The 25420-nt window shown below is 42.2% G+C and carries 17 protein-coding genes; 5 read left to right on the top strand and 12 right to left on the bottom strand.

Translation table 11 applies throughout. The annotated features are described in order from the left end of the window. Positions 1–167: 167 nt before the first annotated feature. Entirely contained in the window at positions 168–1418 is a 1251-nt protein-coding gene (locus tag CWC28_RS04670; protein WP_138624795.1) for an MFS transporter, read from the bottom strand. 361 nt (positions 1419–1779) lie between these two features. Here CWC28_RS04670 and CWC28_RS04675 point away from each other — a divergent pair, with 361 nt between their 5' ends. Both CWC28_RS04675 and CWC28_RS04680 read left to right on the top strand, forming a co-directional pair. Continuing rightward, a complete protein-coding gene (locus tag CWC28_RS04675; protein WP_138624796.1) occupies positions 1780–5340 on the top strand; it encodes an ImpA family metalloprotease in 3561 nt (1186 codons plus the stop codon). 139 nt (positions 5341–5479) lie between these two features. Continuing rightward, entirely contained in the window at positions 5480–5953 is a 474-nt protein-coding gene (locus CWC28_RS04680) for a VOC family protein (RefSeq protein WP_138624797.1), read from the top strand. Here the strand turns inward: CWC28_RS04680 and CWC28_RS04685 are convergent. Then, positions 5950–7590: a BamA/TamA family outer membrane protein gene (locus CWC28_RS04685; RefSeq protein WP_138624798.1), complete on the bottom strand. Its 1641-nt coding sequence runs from the start codon at positions 7588–7590 to the stop codon at positions 5950–5952. The two genes, CWC28_RS04680 and CWC28_RS04685, sit on opposite strands and share 4 nt — an antisense overlap. Before the next feature lie 235 nt (positions 7591–7825). Here CWC28_RS04685 and CWC28_RS04690 point away from each other — a divergent pair, with 235 nt between their 5' ends. Together CWC28_RS04690 and CWC28_RS04695 are read left to right on the top strand one after the other, a co-directional pair. Next, positions 7826–9139 (top strand): DASH family cryptochrome, encoded by a 1314-nt coding sequence (locus CWC28_RS04690; protein ID WP_138624799.1) that lies wholly within the window; start codon positions 7826–7828, stop codon positions 9137–9139. Positions 9140–9254: 115 nt separating this feature from the next. Next, positions 9255–10937: a sensor domain-containing diguanylate cyclase gene (locus CWC28_RS04695; RefSeq protein ID WP_138624800.1), complete on the top strand. Its 1683-nt coding sequence runs from the start codon at positions 9255–9257 to the stop codon at positions 10935–10937. On the opposite strand, the gene CWC28_RS04700 is transcribed toward CWC28_RS04695, so the two are convergent. The 8 genes from CWC28_RS04700 to fucP all read right to left on the bottom strand — a co-directional run bounded on the left by CWC28_RS04700 (position 10923) and on the right by fucP (position 20589). Continuing rightward, entirely contained in the window at positions 10923–11492 is a 570-nt protein-coding gene (locus CWC28_RS04700; RefSeq protein ID WP_063700391.1) for a DUF2799 domain-containing protein, read from the bottom strand. The two genes, CWC28_RS04695 and CWC28_RS04700, sit on opposite strands and share 15 nt — an antisense overlap. 119 nt (positions 11493–11611) lie before the next feature. Then, positions 11612–13279: an asparagine synthase-related protein gene (locus tag CWC28_RS04705; RefSeq protein WP_063700389.1), complete on the bottom strand. Its 1668-nt coding sequence runs from the start codon at positions 13277–13279 to the stop codon at positions 11612–11614. A 105-nt stretch (positions 13280–13384) separates the two neighbouring features. Beyond that, positions 13385–15268: a propionyl-CoA synthetase gene (locus CWC28_RS04710; protein ID WP_138624801.1), complete on the bottom strand. Its 1884-nt coding sequence runs from the start codon at positions 15266–15268 to the stop codon at positions 13385–13387. Positions 15269–15428: 160 nt separating this feature from the next. Beyond that, the gene (locus tag CWC28_RS04715; RefSeq protein ID WP_138624802.1) at positions 15429–17645 is read right to left on the bottom strand and encodes a tetratricopeptide repeat protein; all 2217 of its coding nucleotides are present in this window, start codon (positions 17643–17645) and stop codon (positions 15429–15431) included. Between the two features lie 3 nt (positions 17646–17648). Further along, a complete protein-coding gene (locus CWC28_RS04720; protein WP_119852215.1) occupies positions 17649–18404 on the bottom strand; it encodes a substrate-binding periplasmic protein in 756 nt (251 codons plus the stop codon). 84 nt (positions 18405–18488) lie between these two features. Next, positions 18489–18869 carry a hypothetical protein gene (locus CWC28_RS04725; protein WP_063700381.1) on the bottom strand — a complete coding sequence of 127 codons (381 nt, stop codon included), beginning with the start codon at positions 18867–18869 and terminating at the stop codon, positions 18489–18491. Beyond that, positions 18869–19240 carry a hypothetical protein gene (locus tag CWC28_RS04730; protein ID WP_370626045.1) on the bottom strand — a complete coding sequence of 124 codons (372 nt, stop codon included), beginning with the start codon at positions 19238–19240 and terminating at the stop codon, positions 18869–18871. The genes CWC28_RS04725 and CWC28_RS04730 overlap by 1 nt, the downstream gene beginning before the upstream one ends. Positions 19241–19299: 59 nt before the next feature. After that, positions 19300–20589: an L-fucose:H+ symporter permease gene (gene fucP, locus CWC28_RS04735; RefSeq protein WP_063700380.1), complete on the bottom strand. Its 1290-nt coding sequence runs from the start codon at positions 20587–20589 to the stop codon at positions 19300–19302. Positions 20590–20744: 155 nt separating this feature from the next. On the opposite strand from fucP, the gene CWC28_RS04740 reads away from it, so the two are divergent. Then, entirely contained in the window at positions 20745–21875 is a 1131-nt protein-coding gene (locus CWC28_RS04740; RefSeq protein ID WP_138624803.1) for an ROK family transcriptional regulator, read from the top strand. Positions 21876–21908: 33 nt separating this feature from the next. On the opposite strand, the gene CWC28_RS04745 is transcribed toward CWC28_RS04740, so the two are convergent. Beyond that, positions 21909–23948 carry a S9 family peptidase gene (locus CWC28_RS04745; protein ID WP_138624804.1) on the bottom strand — a complete coding sequence of 680 codons (2040 nt, stop codon included), beginning with the start codon at positions 23946–23948 and terminating at the stop codon, positions 21909–21911. A gap of 141 nt (positions 23949–24089) precedes the next feature. Beyond that, positions 24090–25322 (bottom strand): TMEM143 family protein, encoded by a 1233-nt coding sequence (locus tag CWC28_RS04750; RefSeq protein ID WP_105181150.1) that lies wholly within the window; start codon positions 25320–25322, stop codon positions 24090–24092. Positions 25323–25420 lie beyond the last annotated feature (98 nt).

Consider the following 25420-nt stretch of genomic DNA (forward strand, 5'->3'; position numbering starts at 1 on the left):
GTCTATTTTGAGGCAATGAAACCTCGTTGATAACAAGGCAAAAATTTCGTTATTTAGTTGTTCTAAATGAGAAATTTTTAACGCAGTTAGCGACAGGTTTAATCCCTCAAAATGATTAAGTATTATTGCGGGTTGGTATTAAGCCCCATAAAGGGGCTATTTAAAGGTTATGACGGGTTTGCAAAATCGGGTCTGGGTAACTTTTCGAGTATGGCGTATAAATAAATCACCACAAGGCAAAGCCCTCCCGCTACAAAGAATAAGGTTGGGCCATCGTAATAATCTAAAATTAAACCACCACCGAGTGGTGCTAAAGCAAACCCTAAATCATAAAACGAAGCCGCACCAAAGTACGCACCACGAAGATGAGAAGGTGCGAGCCTATCAAGATGAACGTTCATCGTCGGAAACAAAATGGTTTCGGCCAAACTCATCACCACTATCGCACCAATCCAGCCCCAGAATAAATCGATTGGATTAAGTGCTAGCCAAAACTGCGACACCATCAATAGCAGCAAGCCAATTTGAATGCGCACCGTTAGGCTAAATCGTGCCATCATTTTTAACAGCAGAAATTGACTTGAAATGATCACTAACGCATTGGTAAATATCAGTGCAGAAATCAATGCAAGTAGGTCGGGTGCCTCTGCACGAGTTAGGTATTGTATGAGTGAACTATCCATTTGCGCATAAATAAACATGCACAAAATATTGGCTAAAATTAAACATTGCAGCAGTTTATCTGCAAATAAAATACGTAAGATTTGCTTGCCCTGTATAGCTGGTTTTTTCTCTTCAGGCTCGTCGATTGCGGCAGTATTTTTTGCTGCTTTAGCACTAAAATTAAAGCCCCAAACAAGCAGCACCAATAAAATAGCAAATGCCCCTGCGGTAATATAAAAGCTCGACTGCTCACCGGTTAAACCTAGCCATACCCCTGCTAATGGACCCACCGCACAGCCCACATTAACAATAAAGTACAGCGACTGCATGGCCAGCTCGCGAGTTTGTGAATCCTCAATAATATCGCCAATCGCCGCACTGGTTAATGGTCGCCAAAGTGCAGTCGCAATCGAACATAAGGTCATTACAATCACATAACCGGCCACGGTTTCTACCCCAGCTAACAGCGAGAAAGAAATGATATACAGCACGCCGGTAATGTACATCAGCGTATGCCGGCCCACTTTATCTGAGAGGCTGCTGCCAATAAAACTGGTGAACACCGAAATCACCGCAGCACTGGTAAGTACCAAACCGACTTCTGTCGCCGATAAAGCAAACTTTTCGTACAAGATCACCGCAAGAAATGGCCACACCATGTAATAGCTACCACGGGTAATAAATGAGCCAAATAGGAAGATCCACATAAGCACAGGAAACTGCTTAAAGCGCGCTAAAGAGATATCTGAATTCATTATTTTAATTTTTATGATGATGATTAAAACACTATACAGGAACTGAATCTGCCTTGGGTATTTAATCTAAAACTTGTTTGTAACAGCGTGTTATACCAACCCGCAATAATACTTAATCATTTTGAGGGATTAAACCTGTCGCTAACTGCGTTAAAAATTTCTCATTTAGAACAACTAAATAACGAAATTTTTGCCTTGTTATCAACGAGGTTTCATTGCCTCAAAATAGACTACTTAATTAAGCGGATTGGTATAAACAATTAATTACAGCGATATCAATTTACGTATTTTTTCCGAGATATTAGTTTGTAGTATCGGCTTATAATGTTAAAAAATTGTTTACCATACCGATAAGAACTCAATGAACGCACCCTACTTTTTGTGCAAACGCTCGCTATTATGCTCGGCTGTATTGCTAACACTTGCTGCTTGTGGCGGCTCAGGCTCAGATGAAAAACAAACAACAACCCCTCCTGTAACCGAAACACCACAAAATCAAGCGCCGCAAATCAGCGGTCAATCACAGACTTTACGGGTTGGTGAAACCTTGAGTTTTAGCCCTGAAGTCTCTGATCCAGATAATGACCCACTTACTTTGTCTGTAACAAACTTACCAAGTTGGCTAAGTTTTAATGAAGCCTCAGCAAGTATCAGTGGCACGCCTGAGCAAGTAGGTAAGTATGCAAACATTGAGTTTACGGTCACAGATGGGCAGCTCTCTGCACAGCTTTTGATTGATATTAATGTAGAAGCCAAACTTATTGAAAATACACCGCCAACGCTCACGTCTACCCCATCAGATAGCAATGAAGGCCAAGCTTATACTTACCAGCTAACATTTGCTGATGCACAAAATGACACTGTGGTAGTAAGTGAAGTTAGTAAACCTGATTGGCTTAGTTTTGATGCGACTAACCTCAGTTTTAGCGGCACGCCCTTGTTTGCGAATACGGGCGAACAGCAAATTCGTTTTCGTTATTCAGATGGCGAAGTGACGCAGCAGGCAGAGCAAACATTTAACATCGCTGCCAGAGCAAACTCAGCGCCTGTGGTGTCTCCACTGAGTAGTGAAGCGCGTGCTGAGCAGGCATTGAGTGTGCAGTTAATCAGCACCGATGCAGACAACGATGATGTGAGCTTAACCTTAACAGGTTTACCAACGTGGCTAAGTTTTGATGAGCAAACTAGCATCTTATCTGGCACGGCGAGTAATGAAGACCTTGGTGAACATAAATTCACAATCACAGCCTCTGACTCACGTGTACAAGCAAGCTTCGAGTTTGTGTTAAACATTACTCAAAGCTATGTAGCTGAGGCACTAGAAACAGGTAATGCGCTAGTTGTGCCAAACAGTGAATTACTGCTTGATGCGACACTTGCTGAAATTGATACCCACAAAGCGCGCTTTCAAAGCATTAAAAATAGCTTATTTGGGTTTGGCTCAAGCTCCGCCCTTGATGAATTAAGCTGGTATCCAACATGGGATGCAACGCTATTAATTGCTACGTATCCATTCAATGAGCCAGTACTACTTACCAACAATAGTTGGCAAGATGGTTACGAGGCAAAGATCAGAAACCTTGCCGTTGTCGGGACTAGTGATGGTGAGCAGGGCCGTTACTTGGTATTTGGTAGTAATCCTTATAGAAATACTATTAACGAGCAAATGACTCAGTTTTTGAAAAACAGCACCACCTGGTTAGCTGGTAGAGAAATAACCGCAGAGCAGCCACTCAAACTTGTATTAGCGCAACTTGATCAAAGCTATTACTTTCAAGATAGGGTCAAAACACGAGAGTGGTTTGATAGTCAATATGAAGGCATGGTGAGCTATAACGACAATGCAAGTTGTGACAACGACGCTTTAGCGGCGTGCTTAACAACTGACACGGATGTACTGATTATTTCTCAGCATGAGCGTGAAGGATTAAATATTGATAATGTTGTGGCTGCAGTAAAGCAAGCACAAGCAAATGATATAGCAGTGATCTATATTCAGCGTGATGGAAGCCAAACTGCACTAGGTAGAGCGCTATTTGAATTACTCCATGTGAGCGTTGCAGGTGATAACTACTGGCACCGATTAGAACTGGCAAATTGGAACCCAATTGCTATTAACGACAGCTTGCCAACTGATGCGCAAACTATTAAAGACTTACTTAGCCGCTTTAAAAACAGCGAATTTAGTGTTGATTTAAGTGCTTGTGATAATCGAAGCTGTCCGACTGAAAGCCAATATCAGCAACAATTTAGTGATGCGGCAACTATCATTAATGCGGTGTTTAGAGGTTTTGACCAAGCGAAAACAGATATCTTTACTGAGCAGGGCTATCGCTTTTATCAGTTACTGGCGCTGCTTGCAGATCATTATCGCCAAGTAGTGAGCTTCCCGATGGATAAGCTAAGCACCGATAATACAAGCTTCTTTCGTGCCCTGTTTACTGATCATGCGGTATTAAATATACGTAAAGTTAACCCACTTCAAGTTGATATGGGTAATTTCAGCCGTAGTGATTTTAGTCATGTAACACCTAAAACAGTCACCGTGAATATGCAGAGTAAGGCGTATTTTCGCTCAACGGGTGTGTATGCCTTGCCGGGGCAAACGTTTGCTATTAAACGCACCGATAATCAAGCAGTGAATACCAAGGTGTTTGTTAATACTCTGCGTGATGGCGCAACACATTACATGAGCAGCAATGGCTATAATCGACCCGCTAAATTGCAGTCAGTTCATGTGCCTATAGAGACAAATGAAACAGTCTATTTTACGTCACCTTATGGTGGGCCAATTCAAATTGAGTTTGATCAAAATGATTTAGATGTCAGCTTTGAATTTAGCAATGTAGGTGAGCACCCGTATTGGCGTAGTAGCAGTGATGATGCGCGCTTTGCTGAGTTGCTTGAAAAAGGAGATTATGATTGGGCTGAGGTCGCAACCGGTGGCTTTGAAGTGCATTCAAAGCTCGAGAAAATGCGTATTTCAATTAATGATGGTTATTGGCCTGTAGCGTCTGACTTCGCCCATGCTGTAGAGCGTTATACTCATAACTATCCGCATGTACTTGCTGGTTTTAAAGGGCCGGGCATCGATGTGGTTAGCGAAATTCATGACTTTGCGAGTACACGCAGTATTGAAGTACAAACAATTGATATTGTAAAACATATGAATGCTGACCAACCGACCTGTGGTTGGGGCTGTTCTGGTAATCCGTATGACGCAGGTTGGAATTTTAACCCAACAGGGCATGGCGATATCCATGAATTAGGGCATGGACTTGAGAAAGGGCGCTTTCGTATCGAAGGGTTTGGTGGCCATTCAAATACCAACTTTTACTCCTACTACAGTAAGTCGAAGTTTGAAGATGAAACGGGCTTTTCGGCATCGTGCCAAAACTTGCCATTCGAGAACTTGTTTGATCATTTACAAGCCAGTAAGCAAAGCGCAGATGCATTTGCTTATATGCAAGATTTAGCAATGTCTCAGTGGTCGCAAAGTCACGCTATTTATTTACAAATTATGATGGCCGCACAGGCACACAATAAGCTTGAAAACGGCTGGCATTTATACCCTCGCTTACACATTTTGGAGCGTGCGTTTAATCTAGCTGATAACAGCGAGACTAATTGGCAGGCACAAAAAGATGCACTTGGCTTCTCAAGCTACAGCTTGTCGGAGGCACAAAGCATAGGCAACAATGATTGGCTATTAATCGCACTTTCAGAAGCAACCGAGCTCGATTTGAGCAACTACTTCAGCATGTGGGGTATGGCAACATCAGACAAAGCAAAACAGCAGGTTAAAGCGAAAAACTACACGGTATTAGGTGATGTTTACTATGCCTCATCTGCCACAGGTTATTGCACGACGTTAAATCAAACAGAGGTTGCAATAGATGGCGCTCAAAGCTGGCCTGAATAATACACCGCTTTGTTAAGTTGATTGGTATTTATATTTAAAACGCCAGCGAAAGATTTCGCTGGCCTTTTTACCATTAGATTAGTGAAATTAGCTACAACTGCTACCTTTATAACTCACACATTAAACGTTGAGGTGTAACATGGCTGTTTCTGCAATCCCAAAAGGTTTCCATGCGGTAACCCCGTATTTGGTTATTGAAGGTGCCACTAAGGCGATAGAGTTCTACAAACAAGCTTTTGCTGCTGAACTTGTAATGCAAATGCCTCTGCCAGATGGTGGGGTGGCGCATGCTGAAATAAAAATAGCCGACTCTCATATTATGCTTTCTGATAATTGCCCTGATGTACAATTTAAGTCGCCGCAACAACTTGGCGGTACACCGGTGAGCATTATGCTGTATGTTGAAGATGTCGATGCTGTTTTTGCTAAAGCCTTATCGCTTGGGGCAAAAGAGCTGCGCCCAGTACATGACCAATTTTATGGTGACAGATCAGGGACTCTAGAAGACCCTTTTGGCCATATTTGGACTATAGGCACACACAAAGAAGACCTCAGTGAACAAGAGCTTATGCAGCGTATGAGCGAGCTTATGAGTAAAGAGCAAGATGCTTAAAAAGTGGTTTCAACCGACATTCCTATTTGCCATGAATCCACGTCTTGGTAACTGCCCAGAGGCGTACTAAAGTCGATATGTATCACATTGTCGTTACTTGAGCGCGAGGAATATAGGCGAACACCTAGACCTGCACTGGTTAGCATTGAATCTGAAATATTCGCAGTTTCAGTGCTGCCAAAAGCTTGGCCTACATCAACAAAGCCAACAAAGCCTACATCTACAAACTGATACAGACTGATGTTAGGGTACATTCTTAGTTCCGCCGTTGCTTGTACGCTTGAAGTACCATGTTGGTAACTTTCTGGGAAGCCACGCATGCCTTCTTCACCGCCAACAGCCAGTGGTTTGTCAGCAAATTCATGATTTTGCCAATGACCATTTAGATGTGCATAAAAAGCAAATGAGTCTGACCAGCGATAGTTCATTTGTGCTTTTGAATAAAGCGCCAAACGGTCATCAAGCTCAGTTCCTACATTGCCTTTGATTCCAGCGGCAAATCGATACAAGGCGTTATTGTTAAACCACGCTTTGGTAAGATTTGTATCAAATATAAAGCCTTGGCCAAAATTTACGGTATCGATGGCAAACTTTGAATTTAGCTCCCAACCTAGGTTAACGTCTTCATTGTGGTTTATTAGGTCAATATCGTGCAATACGGCGTAATTGTCTTCTAGCCAATGTAATCCGACCCAAGGCGCTGCAATGGTGTAATCGTTAAGGCCTGCAAGCAAAGGCTCTGTTTCAAAAGGGCGGTAACTAATATCTTGGTAATCAATCCCAGCAAGCCAGTGAAAGGTTTGCTGACTGTCTTGCGATAAAATTCCGCCGTAAGCAAACTGGGCGATTAATTCATCGGTAAAGAACTCTGAACGGGTCATACCATTTTGATAGATATAACTTTTTTGCTTTTGTGATTTAACAAAGTAGCGCATTAGTGCGTCACTGCTGCGTTGATAAAAAGGCTGATGATAATCTACTAAAAAGACTTGCCCGTCATCGTAATCATCAGCTTGTAAAGTGAGGGTTGCATGAGGCTGCCAAGGCACTGGCATTTGTAGCACTGAGTGGTAGCCTGAGCGTTCATGATCTGATTTATACTTTAATGATGCGCGAATACCGTAGCCTAAAAAGTTTTCTTCTTTAAAACCTAAGCTGTATTTATTATTGCCGCTACTACGGCCAAAATTAATGGTTGGCAATAAACTCCAGGTATCCCAGGTATCGATTTGCACCACGCGGGGTTCATCTTCAAGGCAATCTTTTGTATAGCTAACTTTGGCATCTCTTAAGTATTTTTTGCTGCGCAGAATACGTTCCGCTTCTTGTAGCTGACGCTCACTGACTTGGTCACCCTCTTTGAAGGTAATTTGCTCACTAACAACTTTGTTTTTGGTATCTATGTGCAGCCAGTTGATAAAGCGATGTAGGGCGGTCGTTTCAGGGTCATTAGGATCGAAAATCGTATGCGTATCAATGTTGAGTTTATCAACAGTGATGTCTTTGTCTTCGCTTAACTCTGCAGTAGGTTTGCTTTTTACTTCACAAACCACATCTAAGCTTAAAGGCTCGTTTGCATAAACAGTCCCTGTAGCAGTGCATGTTATTAATAAAACCGATGTTATTTTATTCATCATTATTATGCCTACTAAATACCAAGGAGATGCAGCGTGTTTGGCTTTATCAACCTTTAAATTCTTTACAGTTATCAGCATAAAATCGCTAACTTAAGAAAAACTTAACTAAAACTTAAACTTCATTGAAGATTGTAAGTTTATGATTAATAAAAGTTATGCTAACTAACTGTGGCAAAGTTAATCGAGAAATAGCTGGCTTACGTATGATTTCTTAAGGTTTCTAATAGAGTAAATAATGAAAAAGCGCGTTTTATATTGGCTGCAAAATGATTTACGCCTAGTCGACAATGAAATTCTATCTGAGTTAGCTGATTTTGATGGCGAGCTTGATTTAGTGTTTGTGATTGAACCGCGCTGGTTTAGGCAAACTAACTATCAATCAAAACCGTATGGCACGCATAAATACCACTTTTTACGTGAGAGTCTCGCAGCCTTCGCACAAGCTGTTGAGAAACTTGGGCAAACACTTCATGTGCTAAGTGGTGAGCCTGAGCAAGTAATCAGTCAGCGATTACAAAAGTACGATATTGAAACTTTGGTTTGTACAGAGCAAGTTGGCGTTTATGAGCAAAAACAGCTCGATAAAATCAAAGTGTTATGCCCAGAAGTGACGGTGAAAACCTATCAGCAAGATACCTTATTTAAAGCAGCGGACTTACCTTTTCAGCTTGATGACTTACCTAAAAACTTTACTGCCTTTCGCAAAAAGGTAGAAGCTGAGCCAACCTTTATAGCAGCGCCACAACAAGCTGCTAGTTACTTACCTCACCCAGTTCAGCTATGCCCTGAGCAAACTATAGATGATGTTCCTGTTCACTCAGGAAGTTTTAAAGGTGGCTTAGTTGCAGCCCAACAGCATTGTAATGCGTACTTTTCATCTAAAGCGCCAAGTACTTATAAAGAAACTCGTAATGAATTAGACGGTTTTAGTAACAGTACTAAGTTCAGTGTATGGCTCGCAGGGGGCACAATTAGCGCAAAACAGCTGTACCGAGAAGTTGAAGTGTATGAGTTACAAAACGGTGCAAATGAGTCGAGCTATTGGATAAAGTTCGAATTACTGTGGCGCGAATATTTTAAGTGGCATGCGATGCATGCTGGCGCAACACTCTTCCAGTTTAAAGGGCAAAAGCATAGTGCGCCACTGACGACTTTTAACAGCCAGCGCTTTAATGCGTGGTGCCAAGGTCGCACGCCGTTTGCTTTGGTAAATGCAATAATGCATGAGCTTAATGCGACAGGCTATATCTCTAACCGCTCGAGGCAAATTGCGGCAAGTTGTTTTGTTAACGAGCTTGAACTTGATTGGCGCTATGGTGCAGCATATTTCGAGCAGCAACTCATTGATTACGACGTGGCTGCAAATTGGGGGAATTGGCAATATATTGCGGGTGTCGGCGTTGACCCTAGAGGCGGTCGACATTTTCATATTAATAAGCAAACAGCACTTTATGATCCTTTGGCGCATTACATTCGAAAATGGCAAGGAGATAAAACCATCGTAAGCACAATCGACAGTGTTGATGAGGTGGATTGGCCAAAAGTGTAATAGCCTGCGTTAGATCAATATTCTTCACGGATTTTTAGTGTTTTTTTATTTTGTTAACTAAAATAATGATTAAGGCTTACTTTTATTTCGGGTGAGCTAGTTAACAAGGCTAATTATGGCATTTAGTGAAGGGTATGATGCGATTAAATCGCAGCTTGGATTAGACATTGCTCAGCTAATTCTCGACAGTGGGGATGCGGGTATCTGGCTTTGGAATGTACAAACAGGCGAAACCATTTTTAATGATAAGTGGGCCGATATTATCGGTTATTCATTGCAAGAATTATTGCCAGTTTCAATTGAAACTTGGCTCAGCTTTGCTCACCCTGATGACTTGCCAAAATCTGAACAGCTATTAAATGCCCATTTTAAAGGTGATTCTGAGCGCTATATTTGCGAAGCGCGAATGAAGCATAAACAAGGGCACTGGGTTAAAGTGCTCGATAAAGGCCAAGTGCAAAGTTGGGATGAAAATGGCAACCCTGAGTGGATGCTAGGCGTTCATATCGATATCACCGAGCAGTGGTTAAAAGAGCGAGAAATTGAGTTTTTACATGCTAAATTACAAAAGTTTACTGATAACTTACCGGGGTTTGTTTATCAATATATAGTTGATAAAAATGACCAAGCTTACTTTCCTTTTGCAAGCTCTAAAGTTTTTGATATCTATGGCTGCACGGCAGATGATATAAAAAAGTCTGCTGATTTAATCAAGCAAATTATCCATCCTGATGACTTAAAGCGCGTTATAGATAGCATTGAAAAATCGCGAGTCGAATTATCTGATTGGCATGAGGTTTATAGAGTCAATCACCCAACTAAAGGGGTGATTTGGGTTGAAGGAAAGTCTTCACCAATTGCCCGTGCTAATGGCAGTGTTGAGTGGAATGGTTATTCAGAAGATGTCACCGAAGAAGTTAAAAGTAACGAAAAAATACAGCTGCTTACAGCGGTATTTACCACAACAAGCCGCGGTATATTAATAACCACCCCTGAGCCTAAAATTGTTGATGTTAACCCTGCTTTTGAACAAATCACAGGCTTTAGTAAGGAAGAAGTGCTTGGTAAAAACCCATCTATACTCTCAGCTAAGCAGCAACCCAAAGAGTTTTTTGAAAAGATGTGGGAGCGTTTATTAAATACTGGCCGTTGGCAAGGGGAGATATGGAACAAGCGCAAAACCGGTGAAGTATTTCCTGAATTGTTAACTATAGATGCCATGTATGACGAACATGGTAAGGTGAGTCATTACATTGGTGCATTTGATGATATTTCAAAGGCAGTAGAAAAACGCCAACTTCTTGATGAGTTAGTCAATCAAGACCCACTGACTAAGCTATTAAATCGGCGTGGTTTAGATATTCAGTTACATTCATTTTCTCATCATGCGGCGAATGAAGGTAACCAGTTTTCGTTGATTTATGTCGACCTTGATAACTTTAAACTGGTGAACGATACCTTTGGTCACGAGCAGGGCGATAATCTACTTCTTGAAATCAGTGAGCAGCTTTCACTTCAGCTGCGTGATAAAGACATATTAGCGCGCATTGGTGGCGATGAGTTTGTGATTGTGTTGCCAACGTTAGCAAAACTCTCTGTTTGCCAAGACATTGCTGGACGCTGCCAAAAAGCAGTTGAAGGCGTAGCAAAGCGCTACGCAACAAAAGTGCCTGTGAGTGCTAGTTTTGGTATCGCGCTTTACCCAGAAGATGGTAAAAACGCCAAAGAGTTACTCGCCACAGCTGACGAGCAAATGTATAAGATGAAGCTTAAACATAAAGCATCACCACTCGGTTGATATTTCGACACTCGGCAATTTATTTAAAAGCGGAAGTAAAGCGCGCTCTTTGCGTAAGTCTTTGCGCTCGTTTTCTAAGTCTTTACGCTCTCGATATAGCGCTTTTTGCTGGCTATTATCAAGCTGATTGCTGTTAAGCTCTGCACGAATATCTTTTAGGCGACGGTCTATGTCGTCAATTCGGTCATCAATGTATATCAGCCTTTGTTGTACTTCGTACCTATCATTACCTTCTTGCCATGCTTTACGAAACGCCGTGCTATTACAAACACCATTGTAAGATGCGCCTTGCATACCAAGCGTAAAGCCATTTTCGGGCTCACAATACACTGCCAGACCTTGATCATATCCCACTTTATATTCAGCAATATCGGCACTTACGCCATATTCGCTGCATTGTGATAAGGCATCTATGCCATCACGATACTCAGTGCCATCTGCACCATGTTTATAACCAATACCATGCCAATTGGCTTGTAAACATTCATCTTTACTGACTGAGGTACAGCCTGCTAATACGATTAATGGCAGTAGAGGAAGTGTCCATTTTCTCATTAAAGTCTCAGCTTAAATTATTAATAACTGACTTGATTCTAGCCTGTAATATTATTTTTTAGAAAGTAGTTTTTGTATTTCATAATAATGCCCTCAGATGAGGGCATTATGACTATCAATTACCACTGACAAAACCGCTGAGCAATGCGTATATTTGGCTGGGCATTCTTTAAGTGAGCTAATTGTAATAAGCATAACGCGGTAAAGTGACTGCGTTTGATCAATTGATGGCGATCAAAGCGCATGATCTCGTACCACAGCTTAAAGAGCTCGCCAAAACGCATCAGATTGTTATTGTTAAACTGCCACTGTGATTGGTAATTTACCTTGATAGGGCAAGGCATATGACCCGGATAAGCTTGCCATGGTGCAAGCATAGCTCGTGGGTAACTGGTTTTCAGCCAACGTTGATAAAAGCGGTGTTTACGTACATATTCAACTGGGACAGCTAGAGGATATTGCAGTACTTTCCACGAATAAAACGGATGGAAGAACTCCATTTTAAATTCGCATACTTGCTCGTTCGGAATGCTTAAATGATGGTGTTGATCATTGAGTAGTAAAAACAATTGGAATGCTTTTTCCAGTGGTAATTCAGCCAAGGGTTTAAAACTAAGTTTTAGGTTATCAATTAGTTTTTGTTGCAGCATAGACGCATTATGAACCACTGACTTTGGCAAATAAGCGTACTGCTGATCTAAATAAGCTTGAATGAGCTTATCAAGATTGTTTTCTTTTGCCGCCTCATAAATAGCGTCGCCATAAAATACGGCACCTAAACCAACACTGCCACCATTACCTGACCAACTAATTTGTGGTCTTGAAACGGTTTTATATTCATTGTGATGTGCTTTGCGCCAGTATTTGCCAAGGCGCTGCTCAACAGAGAGCTTTTGCGTGTCGCGTACTTGCACAACTTCAAGTTTAAGGGCATTTTGCGAAGCATATTGTTTTGCGCAGTAGAGATCTTGGCTATCTGATTGCGAAAAATTAAACGACTTAAGCTCAACACCTTGGCGTAAGAGCTCGCAGTTAATTAACCGTGAATCAAGGCCACCTGACAGAGTGCTCAGCACTTTTTTATCGGTGTGCATCGCTTTTGTTACAACACTGCGAAAAGCCTGAGTAACGCCTTCAATTGCATCGGTCACCTCTCGGTTTTGTTTGGCAAGGGCGACCCAATCAAAGTAACGTTGCTTTACCACGCCGTGGCTGGCATCAAAACGTAATATTTCGCCTGGGTATGAGCATTTAATGTTTTTATAAGGCGTGTGATCTAATAGCGGGTAACCAAGCACAGCAAGTTCTGTGAGTGCTTCGGCATCGCTTTCAAGCTCAATACTCAGTTGTTTAAATATCCCCAAGTTGGTTGAAAACAGTAAGCCTTGCGCCGTTTTTAAGGTGTAAAATGGTTTTAAGCCAAGTGGGTCGGTGGCAAGTACTAAGCTGCCTAATTGGCTATTAAACTGGCAAAAGCTAAAAACCCCTTCACATTGCTGTAAGCAGGTGTTGAGCGAAGCTGTATTGGCCATGGCTTTTAAATCATCACTGCGCGAGCTGCTGAGTAAAGGATGACCAATCAGCGTTGCAATTTGCGACTCAGTTTGCAACCAACTCGCTTGTTGGTAAGCATCAAAGTCATAGTGAAAAATAGCTCCATTATCACAATCAAAGCGCTGAACATCTGCTTTTTTATAGCGATTAAATACATCAGCTATTTGATTAATATAATGAAATTCTGTTTTGCCTAATTCATTGAATTGGATATAACCTGCGATAACAGCCATGTTAACCACCTTTTCGTTTGCTAACTTACATGTAAAGTTGCAAGCCATAGGCCAAAACGAATAAAGGCCTTAAACAAGGCCTTTGGGTAACATTACAAAAGCTGATCAGCGATTGTTAAGTTGTTGGTTGATTTCATCAAAAATACTTGCATCATCAATGGTGGATGGAATTTGTAGTTCTTCACCATCGACCAATTGACGTAAATTCTTTCTGAGTATTTTCCCTGAGCGGGTTTTTGGGAGGCGCTCAACATGCAAAATGTTTTTCAGGCAGGCAATGGCGCCAATTTGATTTCTTACCGATAGGATCAACTGTTGCTCGACTTCTTTGCTATCGCCAAGGTAATCGTCTTTGAGCACTATCATCGCCATAGGTAATTGCCCTTTGAGTGCATCGTTAACACCAAATACTGCGCATTCAGCAACAGCAGGGTGGGCTGCTACAATTTCTTCCATTTCACCGGTTGATAAGCGATGACCCGCAACGTTAATTACATCGTCGGTACGACCCATAATAAATAGATAACCATCGTCATCAATATAGCCGCCATCACCAGAAAGGTAATAACCCGGGTACTCGCTTAAGTAGCCCGCTTGAAAGCGTTCATTGTTTTGCCAAATTGTTGGTAAACAGCCAGGAGGTAAAGGTAGTTTAATAACCACAGCGCCACTTTCGTTTGCAGCGCACTGCTCACCATTCATATCAAGAATTTGTACATCAAATCCCGGTGTTGGCACCGTTGAACTACCCGGCTTAGTAGCAAGTTGTTCAATACCAATTGGATTACACGCAATTGCCCAACCTGTTTCTGTTTGCCACCAGTGGTCGAGTACAGGCAAGCCGGTGTTGTCTTTTAGCCATTCATAAGTGGGTGGATCTAGGCGCTCACCGGCCAAGAATAAGCGTTTTAAACTTGAGGTATCGTATTGTTTAAAGCCCTCGGCGGTGGGGTCTTCTTTTTTAATTGCGCGAAACGCAGTAGGAGCACTGAATAAAGCAGTGACTTTATAATCTTCTACAACACGCCAAAACGCACTGGCATCTGGGGTTCTAATGGGTTTACCTTCATAAAGTACGGTGGCGCAGCGATAAATGAGCGGTGCATATACAATGTATGAGTGACCAACAACCCAGCCAATATCAGAGGCAGCCCAAAATACCTCGCCGGGCTTCATGCCATACACGGTTTCCATGCTGTAATGCATTGCAACTGCGTGACCCCCGTTTTCTCGAACTACCCCTTTAGGTGTGCCTGTGGTGCCTGATGTGTAAAGAATATAAAGCGGGTCGTCGCCTGCAACAGGCACTGCATCGACTGCACTTGCTGCATCAGAGGCTGATTGCCAATCGATGTCTCGGCCATCTTGCATGTCGGCAATGGCTTGTTCACGCTGAAATACAATACAGTGTTCAACAGCATGCTTTGCAGTTTCGAGTGCTTCATCAAGCAGTGGTTTATATTCAATCACATGATTAATTTCGACCCCGCAAGACGCAGTAAGCACAAGCTTAGGCTTTGCATCATCAATACGCACCGCGAGTTCGTGCGGTGCAAAACCACCAAATACAACGGAGTGAATGGCACCAAGGCGCGCGCACGCTAGCATACCAATAACCGCTTGTGGGATCATTGGCATATAAATGACTACACGGTCACCTTTGCTAACGCCAAGGGATTGCATGAGCCCTGCAAATTTAGCAACTTGAGTTTGTAACTCGCCATAAGTGTATTGTTGTTTGGTATTGGTAACAGGGGAGTCGTAAATCAGTGCAGTTTGGTCGCCATAGCCAGCTTCGACGTGTTGGTCGAGGGCTAGGTAACAAGTGTTTAACTGACCATCGGCAAACCAATGGTAAAAATCATTATCGTCATATTGATAAGGGGCACTTGGCTCTTTAAACCAAGGAATTCGTTTACTTTGCTCAAGCCAAAACTGACCCGGATCGCGCTGGAACTGTTGATATTTTTGTTGATATTCGCCCGCCATTGTGAGGCTCCTATACTTTTTAGTGAGAGATTTGTACAACGTACTAAAAAATATAGGGCGGTTTTTGATTAAATAATATGCGACCTTGGTCGGCATTAATTGAGCTAAATGTCGTGAAATCGCCCTGTTTAGGGGCGATTTTAGGGAATCGTGATGCTAATTAAACCTGTTGTTCACTAATAAGCGGTAAGCAAATGAGGATCTTAACGCCACCTAGCTCACTGTGCTCAGCTTTTATAGTGCCTTTGTGTGTTTCTATCAGGCTTTTACAAATCGCCAGTCCAAGGCCTGAGCCACCCGTTTGGCGGCTGCGCGACTTATCAACGCGGTATAAACGTTCGAATATTTCAACTAATTGATTATCGGTAACGCCGGGTGGGGTATCTTCAATACTAAAAGTAATGCTCTGCTCTGAGGCTGTCGCTATAAATTTAATTTTGCCGGGTTTGTCAGTATAAAAAGTACTGTTTGATAAAAGGTTCGTCAGTACTTGCTTAATTTTATCGATATCCCATGTCACCTTGATATCAGCAGCAACGCGAATGTTACTGGTAAATTCAAAGCCTTTGTTTTCTACAAAAGCAGTAAAGTCTTGCTGCCAAAGGGATAGTACATCAGCAAGTAAATAGGGTTTTAAGTTCAGGTATAGGCTATCTGAATCTGCTTGTGCTAGTTGATGGATATCACGGATCAGTACATTGATATCGGTAAGTTTTCGATTAATGGCATCGTAAGAGGCATCTATGTCTTTGGCGATATTGTATTGCAATGCTTCAACTTGCAATTGCAGTGCAGTGAGTGGCGTGCGAATTTCATGAGATACATCGGCTAGTAAGCGGTTTTTTTTATCAACGACTTCTTGGAGTAGCTGGGCTCGCTCGCTGGCAAGTTTACGCTTTTTAAATGAGCGGTAACCAAAGCCAGATATCAATAAAATCACGCAGCTTAGGCCCAATAACGACGCTTTAAATTGCCATTCACTTTCGCTTAGTTGGGCCGCTTGAATTTGCTTATCAGCACTCAATTGATTGATTTCTTGCTGATTTCGCATAAAAGCCACTTGGCTCTGCATTGCGGCTACAGTTAAGTCGTGCTGATTTTTACCGGTACGATCTTCAAGGGTTTGATAGCGGCTTTGCGACTCAAATGCTTGTTTATACAGTTGTAATGCAAGGTATGAGTCAGTGAGTAGCTTGTTTAAGGTAATTTGATCTTCAACATCTTGCAGTTCGTCAGCCTGTTTTAAAGCCTGCTCCGCGGTCTTAATTGCTTCAGCGTGATCATCAAGGGCTTGATTGATACGTGTTTGAGTGATCCCTAAAGAGACTAAATGGGAGCGAAAGTTATAGTCAGTAGCGATTGCCAAAGCGCGGTTGATATAGGCTTGCGCTTCACTGATGTTGCCTTGCTTTAAAGCAATTAATGCCATTAAATTATATGAACGACATAGCCCAGTGTTTGAAGATGATTGCTGATAATAGCTAATCGACTTTTCTGCGTAGTCTGTGGCTGTAGCAAGTTCACCTTGTTTTAGCGCAGCATAGCCAACTTTCATTGCACTGTTACCGATGTCGACTTTAGAGCCAATTTCTAAATCTAACACGTGAGACATTTTAAAATGCTTTAACGATTGGGCACTGTCGCCCATACGGCGATAAACTTCGCCAATTTCGTAAAGCGAATCGGCAATGCCTTTTTTGTCATCAAGCTTTTGATGCAAAGAAAATGATTGAGTTAAACTTGCGAGCGCCGCATTGTGATCGCCAATAATGGCTTCGATTATTCCTAGATTTAGTAATGCCGATGCATACGATTTGTCATCATCGAATTCATGTAAGATATTAACAGATTTTTGTGCCTCATTTAGGGCGGCTATGTATTTATCTTGCCAACGCAAAATGGCTGCTAATCGCTCATAAGACTGAGCAATCAGCACTGAATCTTTTATCTGTTTGGCAATAGATAATGCATCTCGGTAGTGCTGCTCTGCTGTTAGAAAGTTACTTTTTCTACCTTGTGCGTAGCCCTGAATAAGCATTGCTCGTACTGTGATAGCCTGATTACTTTGCTTTTGTCCGTATTCCAGCAGCTGCTCTGCATAGTTCAGTGCTTGGTCATAATCACCACTGCTGACATTCATAAATGCCAGCGATTCAAGCGCTTCTTGCATGATGTTAGACTCATTGACAAGGGTTGAGTCGTTAGTTAACTGCTCAAATATTTCAGTGGCTTGGTTTGGGTTACTGTTACGTAACGATTGTGCTTCGTTTAGCTTTTCTAACGCTTGTTCAGAGGTTATTGCAAAGGCGCTGAGCGAGAAACAGCTAAGTGCACAAGCTAAAGCTAAGCTTTTGTAAAATAATGGAGTATTTTTCATTTTTTATTTGGGTAAAGGCAACTGCCATTTTTGTAAAATTGCTTGGTATTGACCACTTTGCTTCAACGCTTCAATCGCGTTACTTAATTGCACAGCGAGTTGTTTATCTAAATTAAGATTTGCAGCTAAATAAAGACCTGAAGGAAAGTCATCTAAGTGAAGGCTTTTATGAATGTCACTCGGATCAACCCCAGATAATGCCAGTTCGTTTTGCAAGGTTAGGGTGTTGGTCAGTACAAAGTCGATGCGCTCTTTTTCAAGCAATTGCCAAAGTTGATGGTAATGACTGACTAGCACCAAGTTTTTATCTTCATTAAATCCAGCTTGCTTCAAATAATGTTCACTTGAATAGCCTCGAATAGTTGCGACACGGTATTGCTGAGCTTGCTTCAAGCTAATTATATTGTGGCTTTTGCTGGTAAGGTCAACAAGGTAAGCGTCCGAAAAATAGGTTTGTGCTAACCACTGAAAGCGGTTTTCGCGAGCTGAGTTTTTTAGTAGCGAAATCATTAACATGTTTGGATTGTTTTCGAGCTCATGAAAAGCACGCGCCATAGGCATAATTGCGAATTCGCTAGGGATGTTTGCGTGTGTTAAGGCGGTTTTTACTACTTCAACAAGTGCACCATCGGCTTCGCCTTGTTGGTTTTTAAAATGGTAAGGAGGTAGATCTTCAGCGATAAAGGTCAGTGTTTTCGCAGCCGTTGCACAACTGATGAAACAAAGCAGGGTAGCAATCAGTAATGAGCGAAACAGCATAAAGATCCTTTATCCTTAAACAAGTAATTAACATACTAAAGAATCTTAATGAAAAGGTATAGGTTTTTAATTGGCAAGTCAGATTTAGTTGCTTTTTTTACTGCGGGGTGCCCCTAGCAAGATACCTATATGGCAAACACAGACAGATAGAAAAGCACTCAAGCCCAATGCACCGCCATAGCCATGCAAGCGCGGCACAAGGTATTCAAATAACAAAGCAAACAAGATTGAAGCAATGGCTAATGTAAAAATGCCAAAGCGTTTTGGTGCACTCATGCCAATGAAAGTCCCCCCAAAAAACGCCACGCTGTAAAATTCTACATCAACAGGGAATAGGCTTAAAATTGCAAATGCAATAATGCTGGTGGCGGCTGAGGCGCGAATGCCATCAAAGCGATTATGATGCGCTAAAAAGTAAGTAGAGTAGGCGCCTAGTAAAGCGGTAATAGCAATAAACAAATCCATTAAAAGACTCCTTTTGCAAGCATGTAAAGCGCCACACTGGCAAAAGCAACGCTACCAAGACGACCACCAAAACCTGCAAATAGATTCATAGTTAATACGTAAAGGCTGGCACCAATTAAAGAGATAAAGCTCAGCTCCCAGTAGCTGTTGATTAAACTTGATGAGCACATACCAGCAAAGCTGCCAGCGTAAATGGCTGCATAAGGGTGGTTACCAAAACGAGCAGGAAAAGGAATAAATGTGCCAACTAACCCGGTAACAGCGGCAGATAATACAAGGGCAACATGGGCTTGATCATGAAGTAAAAAACAGGCAAAACAGCCAGCAGAAAAGGCCAAAAACTTGACCATGAAAAACGTAATATGTGCCATTAATTGACGATACACCTCGCTTAAGTAGGTAAACGAGGTGCATTATCTCATTGATGCGTTTAGTCCTGCAACTGCGCGCTGGCGGGTATTGCTGCTACTTTGGTATGGTGGCCATATAAAGCAACAACTAAAAAGCAAACCAGAGGTACAACAAACGAAACCGCAGTGTTAAAGGCATCTATGGTTGCAGCTTGGATCAGAGGTAAAAATGCGCCCCCTAAAATTGCCATTACTAAACCTGCCGCACCCACTTTTGCATCTTCGCCGAGGCCTTCAAGTGCTGTGCCGTAAATGGTTGGAAACATCAAAGATAGACAGCTTGAAATAGCAACAAGTGCGACTACCCCCACTAAATTAACTTGGGTGGTAACAATAAAACAAAGCACGGCTGCAACTAAAGCCATAAAACGCAGTAATTTAGCGCCGCTAATAAAGCGCATTAGCCAAGTCATAATGAAACGAGATACTAAAAACACCAGCATAGAATATTGTAAGACTTGGCCGCCGGTAACTTCTGTGGTGTTAAGTGCTTCCATGGTGTAGCCAATGGTGTAGGTCCATACACAGGTTTGCGCGCCAACATTAAAAAACTGTGCCAGCACGCCAAATCGGTAGTGCTTATTTTGATACAAATGTTGAAAGGTCTTTTTAAGTTTACGCGGCTGCGTGGCGGCTTTTGTTGCTGTGGCAGGAGAGCGACTAAAAAAGATGCATAGCCATAGTAAGATTAAGCAACAGGCCATACCCACATACGGCACCATCACAGCATCGAGTTCTGCACTCACAACGGTTTTTAGTTGCGCTTCACTCATCAGGGCACGGCTTGCGCTATCAGCTTGATTTAAGTTCGGTAAAATCAACGTCGCCGCTAAAAACACACCAATATTAGTACCAACAGGGTTAAAAGCTTGTGCTAGGTTAAGTCTACGGGTGGCTGTTTGCTCGCATCCTAACTGCATGACATAGGGGTTGGCAGAGGTTTCTAAAATAGACAAGCCACCTGCAAGAATAAACAAGGCCAATAAAAAGTGGCTATAGAGCATGGTTTGGCTAGCAGGGTAAAACAATAACGCACCACAGGCGGCCATGGCTAAACCCACTAACAGCCCCGTTTTATAATTAAACCGTCTATTGATCATGGCTGCCGGTAAAGCTAAGCAAAAATATGCGCCGTAGTAACTAAACTGCACCAGTGCTGATTGCAACGCACTCATCGAAAATGTTTTGCTAAAAACTTTCACTAATGGGTCTGTCATATTCGCCGCAGTACCCCAAGCAGCAAAGCAAATTGTAAGCAGAATAAAAGGCCAAAGCATTTGGCGCGATACAATAGCGGACTGTGTTTGCATAGTTCACCAGATTAATGTGTTCATATTGTTGTGGCCGACAGTATTCACGACTATAAATAATAAATCAACCTAGTTGATTTATTATTTTGACTGGTAGATAGTACGCCAAAAAGGTCTAATAGGCCGCTAATCAAGCTTGTATCAAGAAGGATGTTATGAAGAGCAGTTTATCGCGAGCACCAAGAAGCAATAACGAGCGCGCAATCTTAAGTTTAATTAGGCAACAGCAAAGCATGCCTAAAGCACAAATAGCGAAAGCGTTAGCCTTGTCTGCTCAGGCGGCAACAGTGAATATCAACAAGCTCGAAGAAGATAAGCTATTGCTTCGTGATGCACCCGTAAAAGGACGAGTAGGGCAACCTAGTGTGCCATTTAGGCTAAATCCTGATGGCGCATTTAGTTTTGGTTTGAAAATTGGGCGACGACGCTTCGACCTGATACTCGTTGACTTACAAAGCACGCAAAGAGCATCTGTATCTGTTGAGGTGAATGAAGCATCGGTTGATGAGCTTAAATCATTCTTAGAAACATATATCCCAAAATTAATCAGTCAATTAGAACCTGAACTGCGCTCATATGTGTGTGGGCTTGGGGTCGCTATGCCGTTTGATATTTGGCAATGGCAAGCAGCTTCAGACTCAGCAACAAATACTCTTAGCCAGTGGCAAAACTTCGACTTAAAAGGTTACTTAGAAAGCCAGTTCCAGTTACCTGTTTATATTAGTAACGATAATAACGCAGCCTGCTGTGCAGAACTAAGCCTTGGTAACCCTAATAATTACAGCGATTTTTTATATGTTTATTTGGGGGCTTTTTTAGGAGGAGCCGTGGTTATTAACCACCAGCTTCTCGAAGGTAAAAGTGGCAATGCCGGTGCTATAGGCTCAATGCTAAACGCTGATCGGGAGCAGTTACTTAGCCAATGTTCATTACTATCACTGCAAAGCGAGTTTGATAAGCAGCAACTTGGTATTTCTGTGTACGAGCTTACCGACAGTCAGTTGACAGAGCATAAACGACTCGTTCAGCCTTGGCTTGAAAAAGCCGCTGAGGCTATCAGTATTGCCATGCATAACAGTTTAAGTTTATTAGATATGCAAGCGGTTATTATTGATTCGCCACTACCGAGTAAAGCGCTTGAACAGCTCAAGCAGTTATCAATTGCAGCATTTGCACGTTTAGATAGTCGTGGATTACGTAGCTGTGAAGTGAGTTTAGGCGTGTGCGGGGAAAAAGCGCAGTCGATAGGGTCTGCTCAACTTGCGCTTAGTCATCATTACTTTTAAGCAGGAGTGAGTGCCTCACTCCTGCTTAATTCATTACTTCTGATATTGTTTGAACCACGCAAGCGTGTATTCAATTTTCGAAATCATACGTGACGGACGACCCGCAATACCATGTGGTGAGCCCGGTACGCGAATAAGCACAGTATCGACCTTTTGCAGTTTTAATGCTTGATAGAACTGCTCTGATTCTGAAATCGGCGTACGGCGGTCTTCTTCACCTGTCATGATCAATGATGGCGTGGTTACGTTACCCACTAATGAAAGCGGCGAACGTTTCCAGTAGTGCTCAACATTATCCCATGGCATACCAGGGAACTGGTTACGAATTTGACCAATGTAGCTGTCGGCAGTTAGTGTTTTACTTAACCAGTTGATCACCGGCTTGGTAATTGCTGCAGCGTTGAAGCGGTTTGTTAAACCAACCGCATAAGCCGTTGCAATACCACCTGCTGAACCACCAGCAATAAACAAGTTATCTTTATCGATAAAGCCTTTAGCAATCATCGCATCAACCGCTGAGTTATGATCAGCAAAGTCTTCTTCAGAGCTGTATTTACCATCTAGCAGTAATGCAAAGTCTTTACCGTAACTTGTTGAACCACGGTAATTCACATACACAACCACATAACCTTCGGTTGCATAACGTTGTAATTCAGCAGTAAAGCTTGGGCCATAGGCAAGATGTGGGCCACCGTGAATTTCAACCATTAATGGGTATTGCTTGTTTTCATCAAAATCAGGCGGCGTGATGTACCAACCTTGAATGGCTTGGCCGTCAAACTGCGACTTAACATTCAGCTCGTGCACTTTACCAAGCTTTTTATGGCCTAACACATCTTCGTTTAATGAAGTCAGTGTTTTACTTTTACCCTTGTATAAGTAGCCTAAATCAGCTGGGCGGTATTCACTGCCTGTGGTGTAAGCAATCGCGCCATTATTGGCCATGCTAAAACTACCACTGACATACGGGCGACCAATAGAAGTGCCCGACACGGTATCAGTTAAATCAGTGACCTTACCGCGGCTTGTTACTTTAGCGAGCTTACGCTTACCAAAATCATCGTATTGAATAACAAAGTCGCCATCGCCTGACCATTTATAATCAGCCACAGAGCGGTCTAGCTTTTCAGTAATATGCTTGACTGATTTGTTATCTAGATCAAGTAACAACAAGGTTGAGTTGATATAAGGCACAGGGGCGTTATCACGAGCAATGAAGGCAAGTTCATCACCGTCTTTAGCGTAATGCGGGTTACTTTCTCTACCTGGTAAATCAGTTAGTTGCGTAAGCTCACCTGATTTTACATTGATTTCATAAAGATCAGACTCTGTTGTACGGTACTCCCAATCAGTATTGCGATCAGCAGAGAAAGCAAGCTTGCTATTGTTCGCGTTCCAAGCCAGTGGGCCATAGTGCTGGAAATCACCTGAGGTTAGCTGACGCGGCGTGCCACCCGAAACGGGGATAACGAAAACGTGACGATATGAAGGTTCTAAGAAACCTGCACCATCAGCTTGATAACGCGCTTTCTCAATAACCTTAACAGGTTTTGACCACTCAGCACCTTTTGGTTTTTTTGGCAGCTTTACAGATTTTGCGAACGCAGATTTACCTTCAGGAATACTCATCGTAAACGCAATTTGCTCTGAGTCATTCGACCACGTTAAGTTGCCGACTGATTTTGGTAGTTGCGTTAAAAGTGCTTGTTTGTCTTGCGCTAACCAATAAACGTGAAGCTGATTTGAGCCGCTTGAGTTGCTGGTAAAGGCAATTTTTTGGCTATCTGGAGACCAGGTTGGTTGACTGTAGTTATGCTCATCAGAAAACAGTGGCGTGTGTTGACCAGACTTTAAATCGTACAGCCAAAAGCTACGTTTGTTGCCATCTTTCATGATGTCGTAGCCGCTGCGAACATAAACGATTTTTTTACCGTCTGGGCTTATTTGTGGGTCGCCTGCGTATTCAAGTTGAAAAATATCTTCAGAGACAAACTTGTCGCTAGCATATACCTGAGCAGTCGTTGCTGCGCACAGCAAACTAGCTCCAATAAGGATTGTTTTTTTTAATTGCATGGAATGGTCTTTTTTTAGCCGTAAAATTTTATCCTAAAAGCAGACCATTTACTGCGCAAGCACATTGAGACCAAAATGCCGTAACGAGAGTTAAATTGACTCAAACTCGATTTATGCTTGCTAGTACCTGATTTTAAAGGCTTAGGCAAACTTAAAATAGTCATCCCAACGACTATCTAAGCGCTGTTTGGCCTTAGCTAAATCAACCGCCGAATAAAGATCATTTTGCTGATTAACTAGCTCAAGCTTGATGAGTTTGTCTAAAGCATCATCAATTTCAAAGTCGAGCTGGCAATTATGTTGCTCGTTAAACCACTGTTCAATTTGACTATCTAATTGCTGTGCAGTCATCGCAGACTCGCTTTTTAGTAAAAAGGTGTAGGCGAGCAGCGCCTCTTTTACATCTTCTTCTTCAGCTGCGTCGACTAGGGTATGAAAAACCCCCGCATTGTTATCGAGGTTTTTAAAATATAAGTTGTCGGCCAGTGCTTTCATAAAACGAATTTTACGGTTTTTAAACTTGCTCCATTCTTTAAAAATAAAGCTGCCAAACACTCCCATGCCAATTGCAAAGGTAATAAAGTGCTGCTGACTCATATGCACTTCTTCACTGCGCCAACCACCCCAAAAGGCAATCATGGCAATCAGGAGTAAAATTGACGCACCTAATTTTGTTACCAACACCACAGCACCACCAATCAGTGCTGATGAACCAATAATCAGTTTATCTATTGGACGCATTTTTACTTCGCTATTCGGAAACAGCATTTCTAAATCGGCTTTTGGCACATTCTGGAATAATTTGACGATGGTTGAGTTTGGCTCAAAGCCCACTGGCATTTTGCCTTTTTCTAAAAAGTACTGCTCGTCTTTAAAGCGGATGAATATGGCAACACGATCATAGTTAGTAAATTGAATCTGCTTTTTCTTGAGGCCCCAAAAGCTGCGAAGCGTCTCTGTTTTTTGCGATTCGCCGCGACGGTAAAAGACCACTTCTGCAAAGTCATCAAACTCAACGGCTAAACGCACTTTAAATAAAGACTCTTCATTGAGCGCATCTTGTAAGTCTTGATTGGTAATGGTTTCAAAATTGGCAGCATTGAGTACGGTGGCAAAATCTTTTGCGAAGGCTGACTGGTAGCTGGCACGTTGCTCGTTAGTAATCGGTGATAGAGTGCGGGTGTCGCTATTTGGGTCAAATGGCGCATAGTTGTTTTTTAATGACTCCAGCAGCTCGTGATATTGATAATGGGTCACGCTTTGCAAAAGTGTAGCAAACTCCAAAAACGAACCTGATTGCGGTTCACCTAAATAGGCTTGGCAAAGGTTGATGATGTCGTGTTTTCGAAATGGAATAAATCGTGCGTCGCTCATTAATTCTTGCTGTGTCATTTAAATTGTCAGCGATGATAAAAAAAACACAGCAGAATTGCGACCGTTAGTGGCAAATAGCATGAACTTAGACTTTTTTA

Source organism: Pseudoalteromonas sp. S4492, assembly GCF_005886115.1.
In the GTDB taxonomy this organism is placed as follows: domain Bacteria; phylum Pseudomonadota; class Gammaproteobacteria; order Enterobacterales; family Alteromonadaceae; genus Pseudoalteromonas; species Pseudoalteromonas gelatinilytica.

Coding starts and splice junctions, on each gene's coding strand:
- CWC28_RS04670 (WP_138624795.1), bottom strand. CDS start 1,418: ATGAATTCAGATATCTCTTTAGCGCGCTTTAAGCAGTTTCCTGTGCTT.
- CWC28_RS04675 (WP_138624796.1), top strand. CDS start 1,780: ATGAACGCACCCTACTTTTTGTGCAAACGCTCGCTATTATGCTCGGCT.
- CWC28_RS04680 (WP_138624797.1), top strand. CDS start 5,480: ATGGCTGTTTCTGCAATCCCAAAAGGTTTCCATGCGGTAACCCCGTAT.
- CWC28_RS04685 (WP_138624798.1), bottom strand. CDS start 7,590: ATGATGAATAAAATAACATCGGTTTTATTAATAACATGCACTGCTACA.
- CWC28_RS04690 (WP_138624799.1), top strand. CDS start 7,826: ATGAAAAAGCGCGTTTTATATTGGCTGCAAAATGATTTACGCCTAGTC.
- CWC28_RS04695 (WP_138624800.1), top strand. CDS start 9,255: ATGGCATTTAGTGAAGGGTATGATGCGATTAAATCGCAGCTTGGATTA.
- CWC28_RS04700 (WP_063700391.1), bottom strand. CDS start 11,492: ATGAGAAAATGGACACTTCCTCTACTGCCATTAATCGTATTAGCAGGC.
- CWC28_RS04705 (WP_063700389.1), bottom strand. CDS start 13,279: ATGGCTGTTATCGCAGGTTATATCCAATTCAATGAATTAGGCAAAACA.
- CWC28_RS04710 (WP_138624801.1), bottom strand. CDS start 15,268: ATGGCGGGCGAATATCAACAAAAATATCAACAGTTCCAGCGCGATCCG.
- CWC28_RS04715 (WP_138624802.1), bottom strand. CDS start 17,645: ATGAAAAATACTCCATTATTTTACAAAAGCTTAGCTTTAGCTTGTGCA.
- CWC28_RS04720 (WP_119852215.1), bottom strand. CDS start 18,404: ATGCTGTTTCGCTCATTACTGATTGCTACCCTGCTTTGTTTCATCAGT.
- CWC28_RS04725 (WP_063700381.1), bottom strand. CDS start 18,869: ATGGATTTGTTTATTGCTATTACCGCTTTACTAGGCGCCTACTCTACT.
- CWC28_RS04730 (WP_370626045.1), bottom strand. CDS start 19,240: ATGGCACATATTACGTTTTTCATGGTCAAGTTTTTGGCCTTTTCTGCT.
- fucP (WP_063700380.1), bottom strand. CDS start 20,589: ATGCAAACACAGTCCGCTATTGTATCGCGCCAAATGCTTTGGCCTTTT.
- CWC28_RS04740 (WP_138624803.1), top strand. CDS start 20,745: ATGAAGAGCAGTTTATCGCGAGCACCAAGAAGCAATAACGAGCGCGCA.
- CWC28_RS04745 (WP_138624804.1), bottom strand. CDS start 23,948: ATGCAATTAAAAAAAACAATCCTTATTGGAGCTAGTTTGCTGTGCGCA.
- CWC28_RS04750 (WP_105181150.1), bottom strand. CDS start 25,322: ATGAGCGACGCACGATTTATTCCATTTCGAAAACACGACATCATCAAC.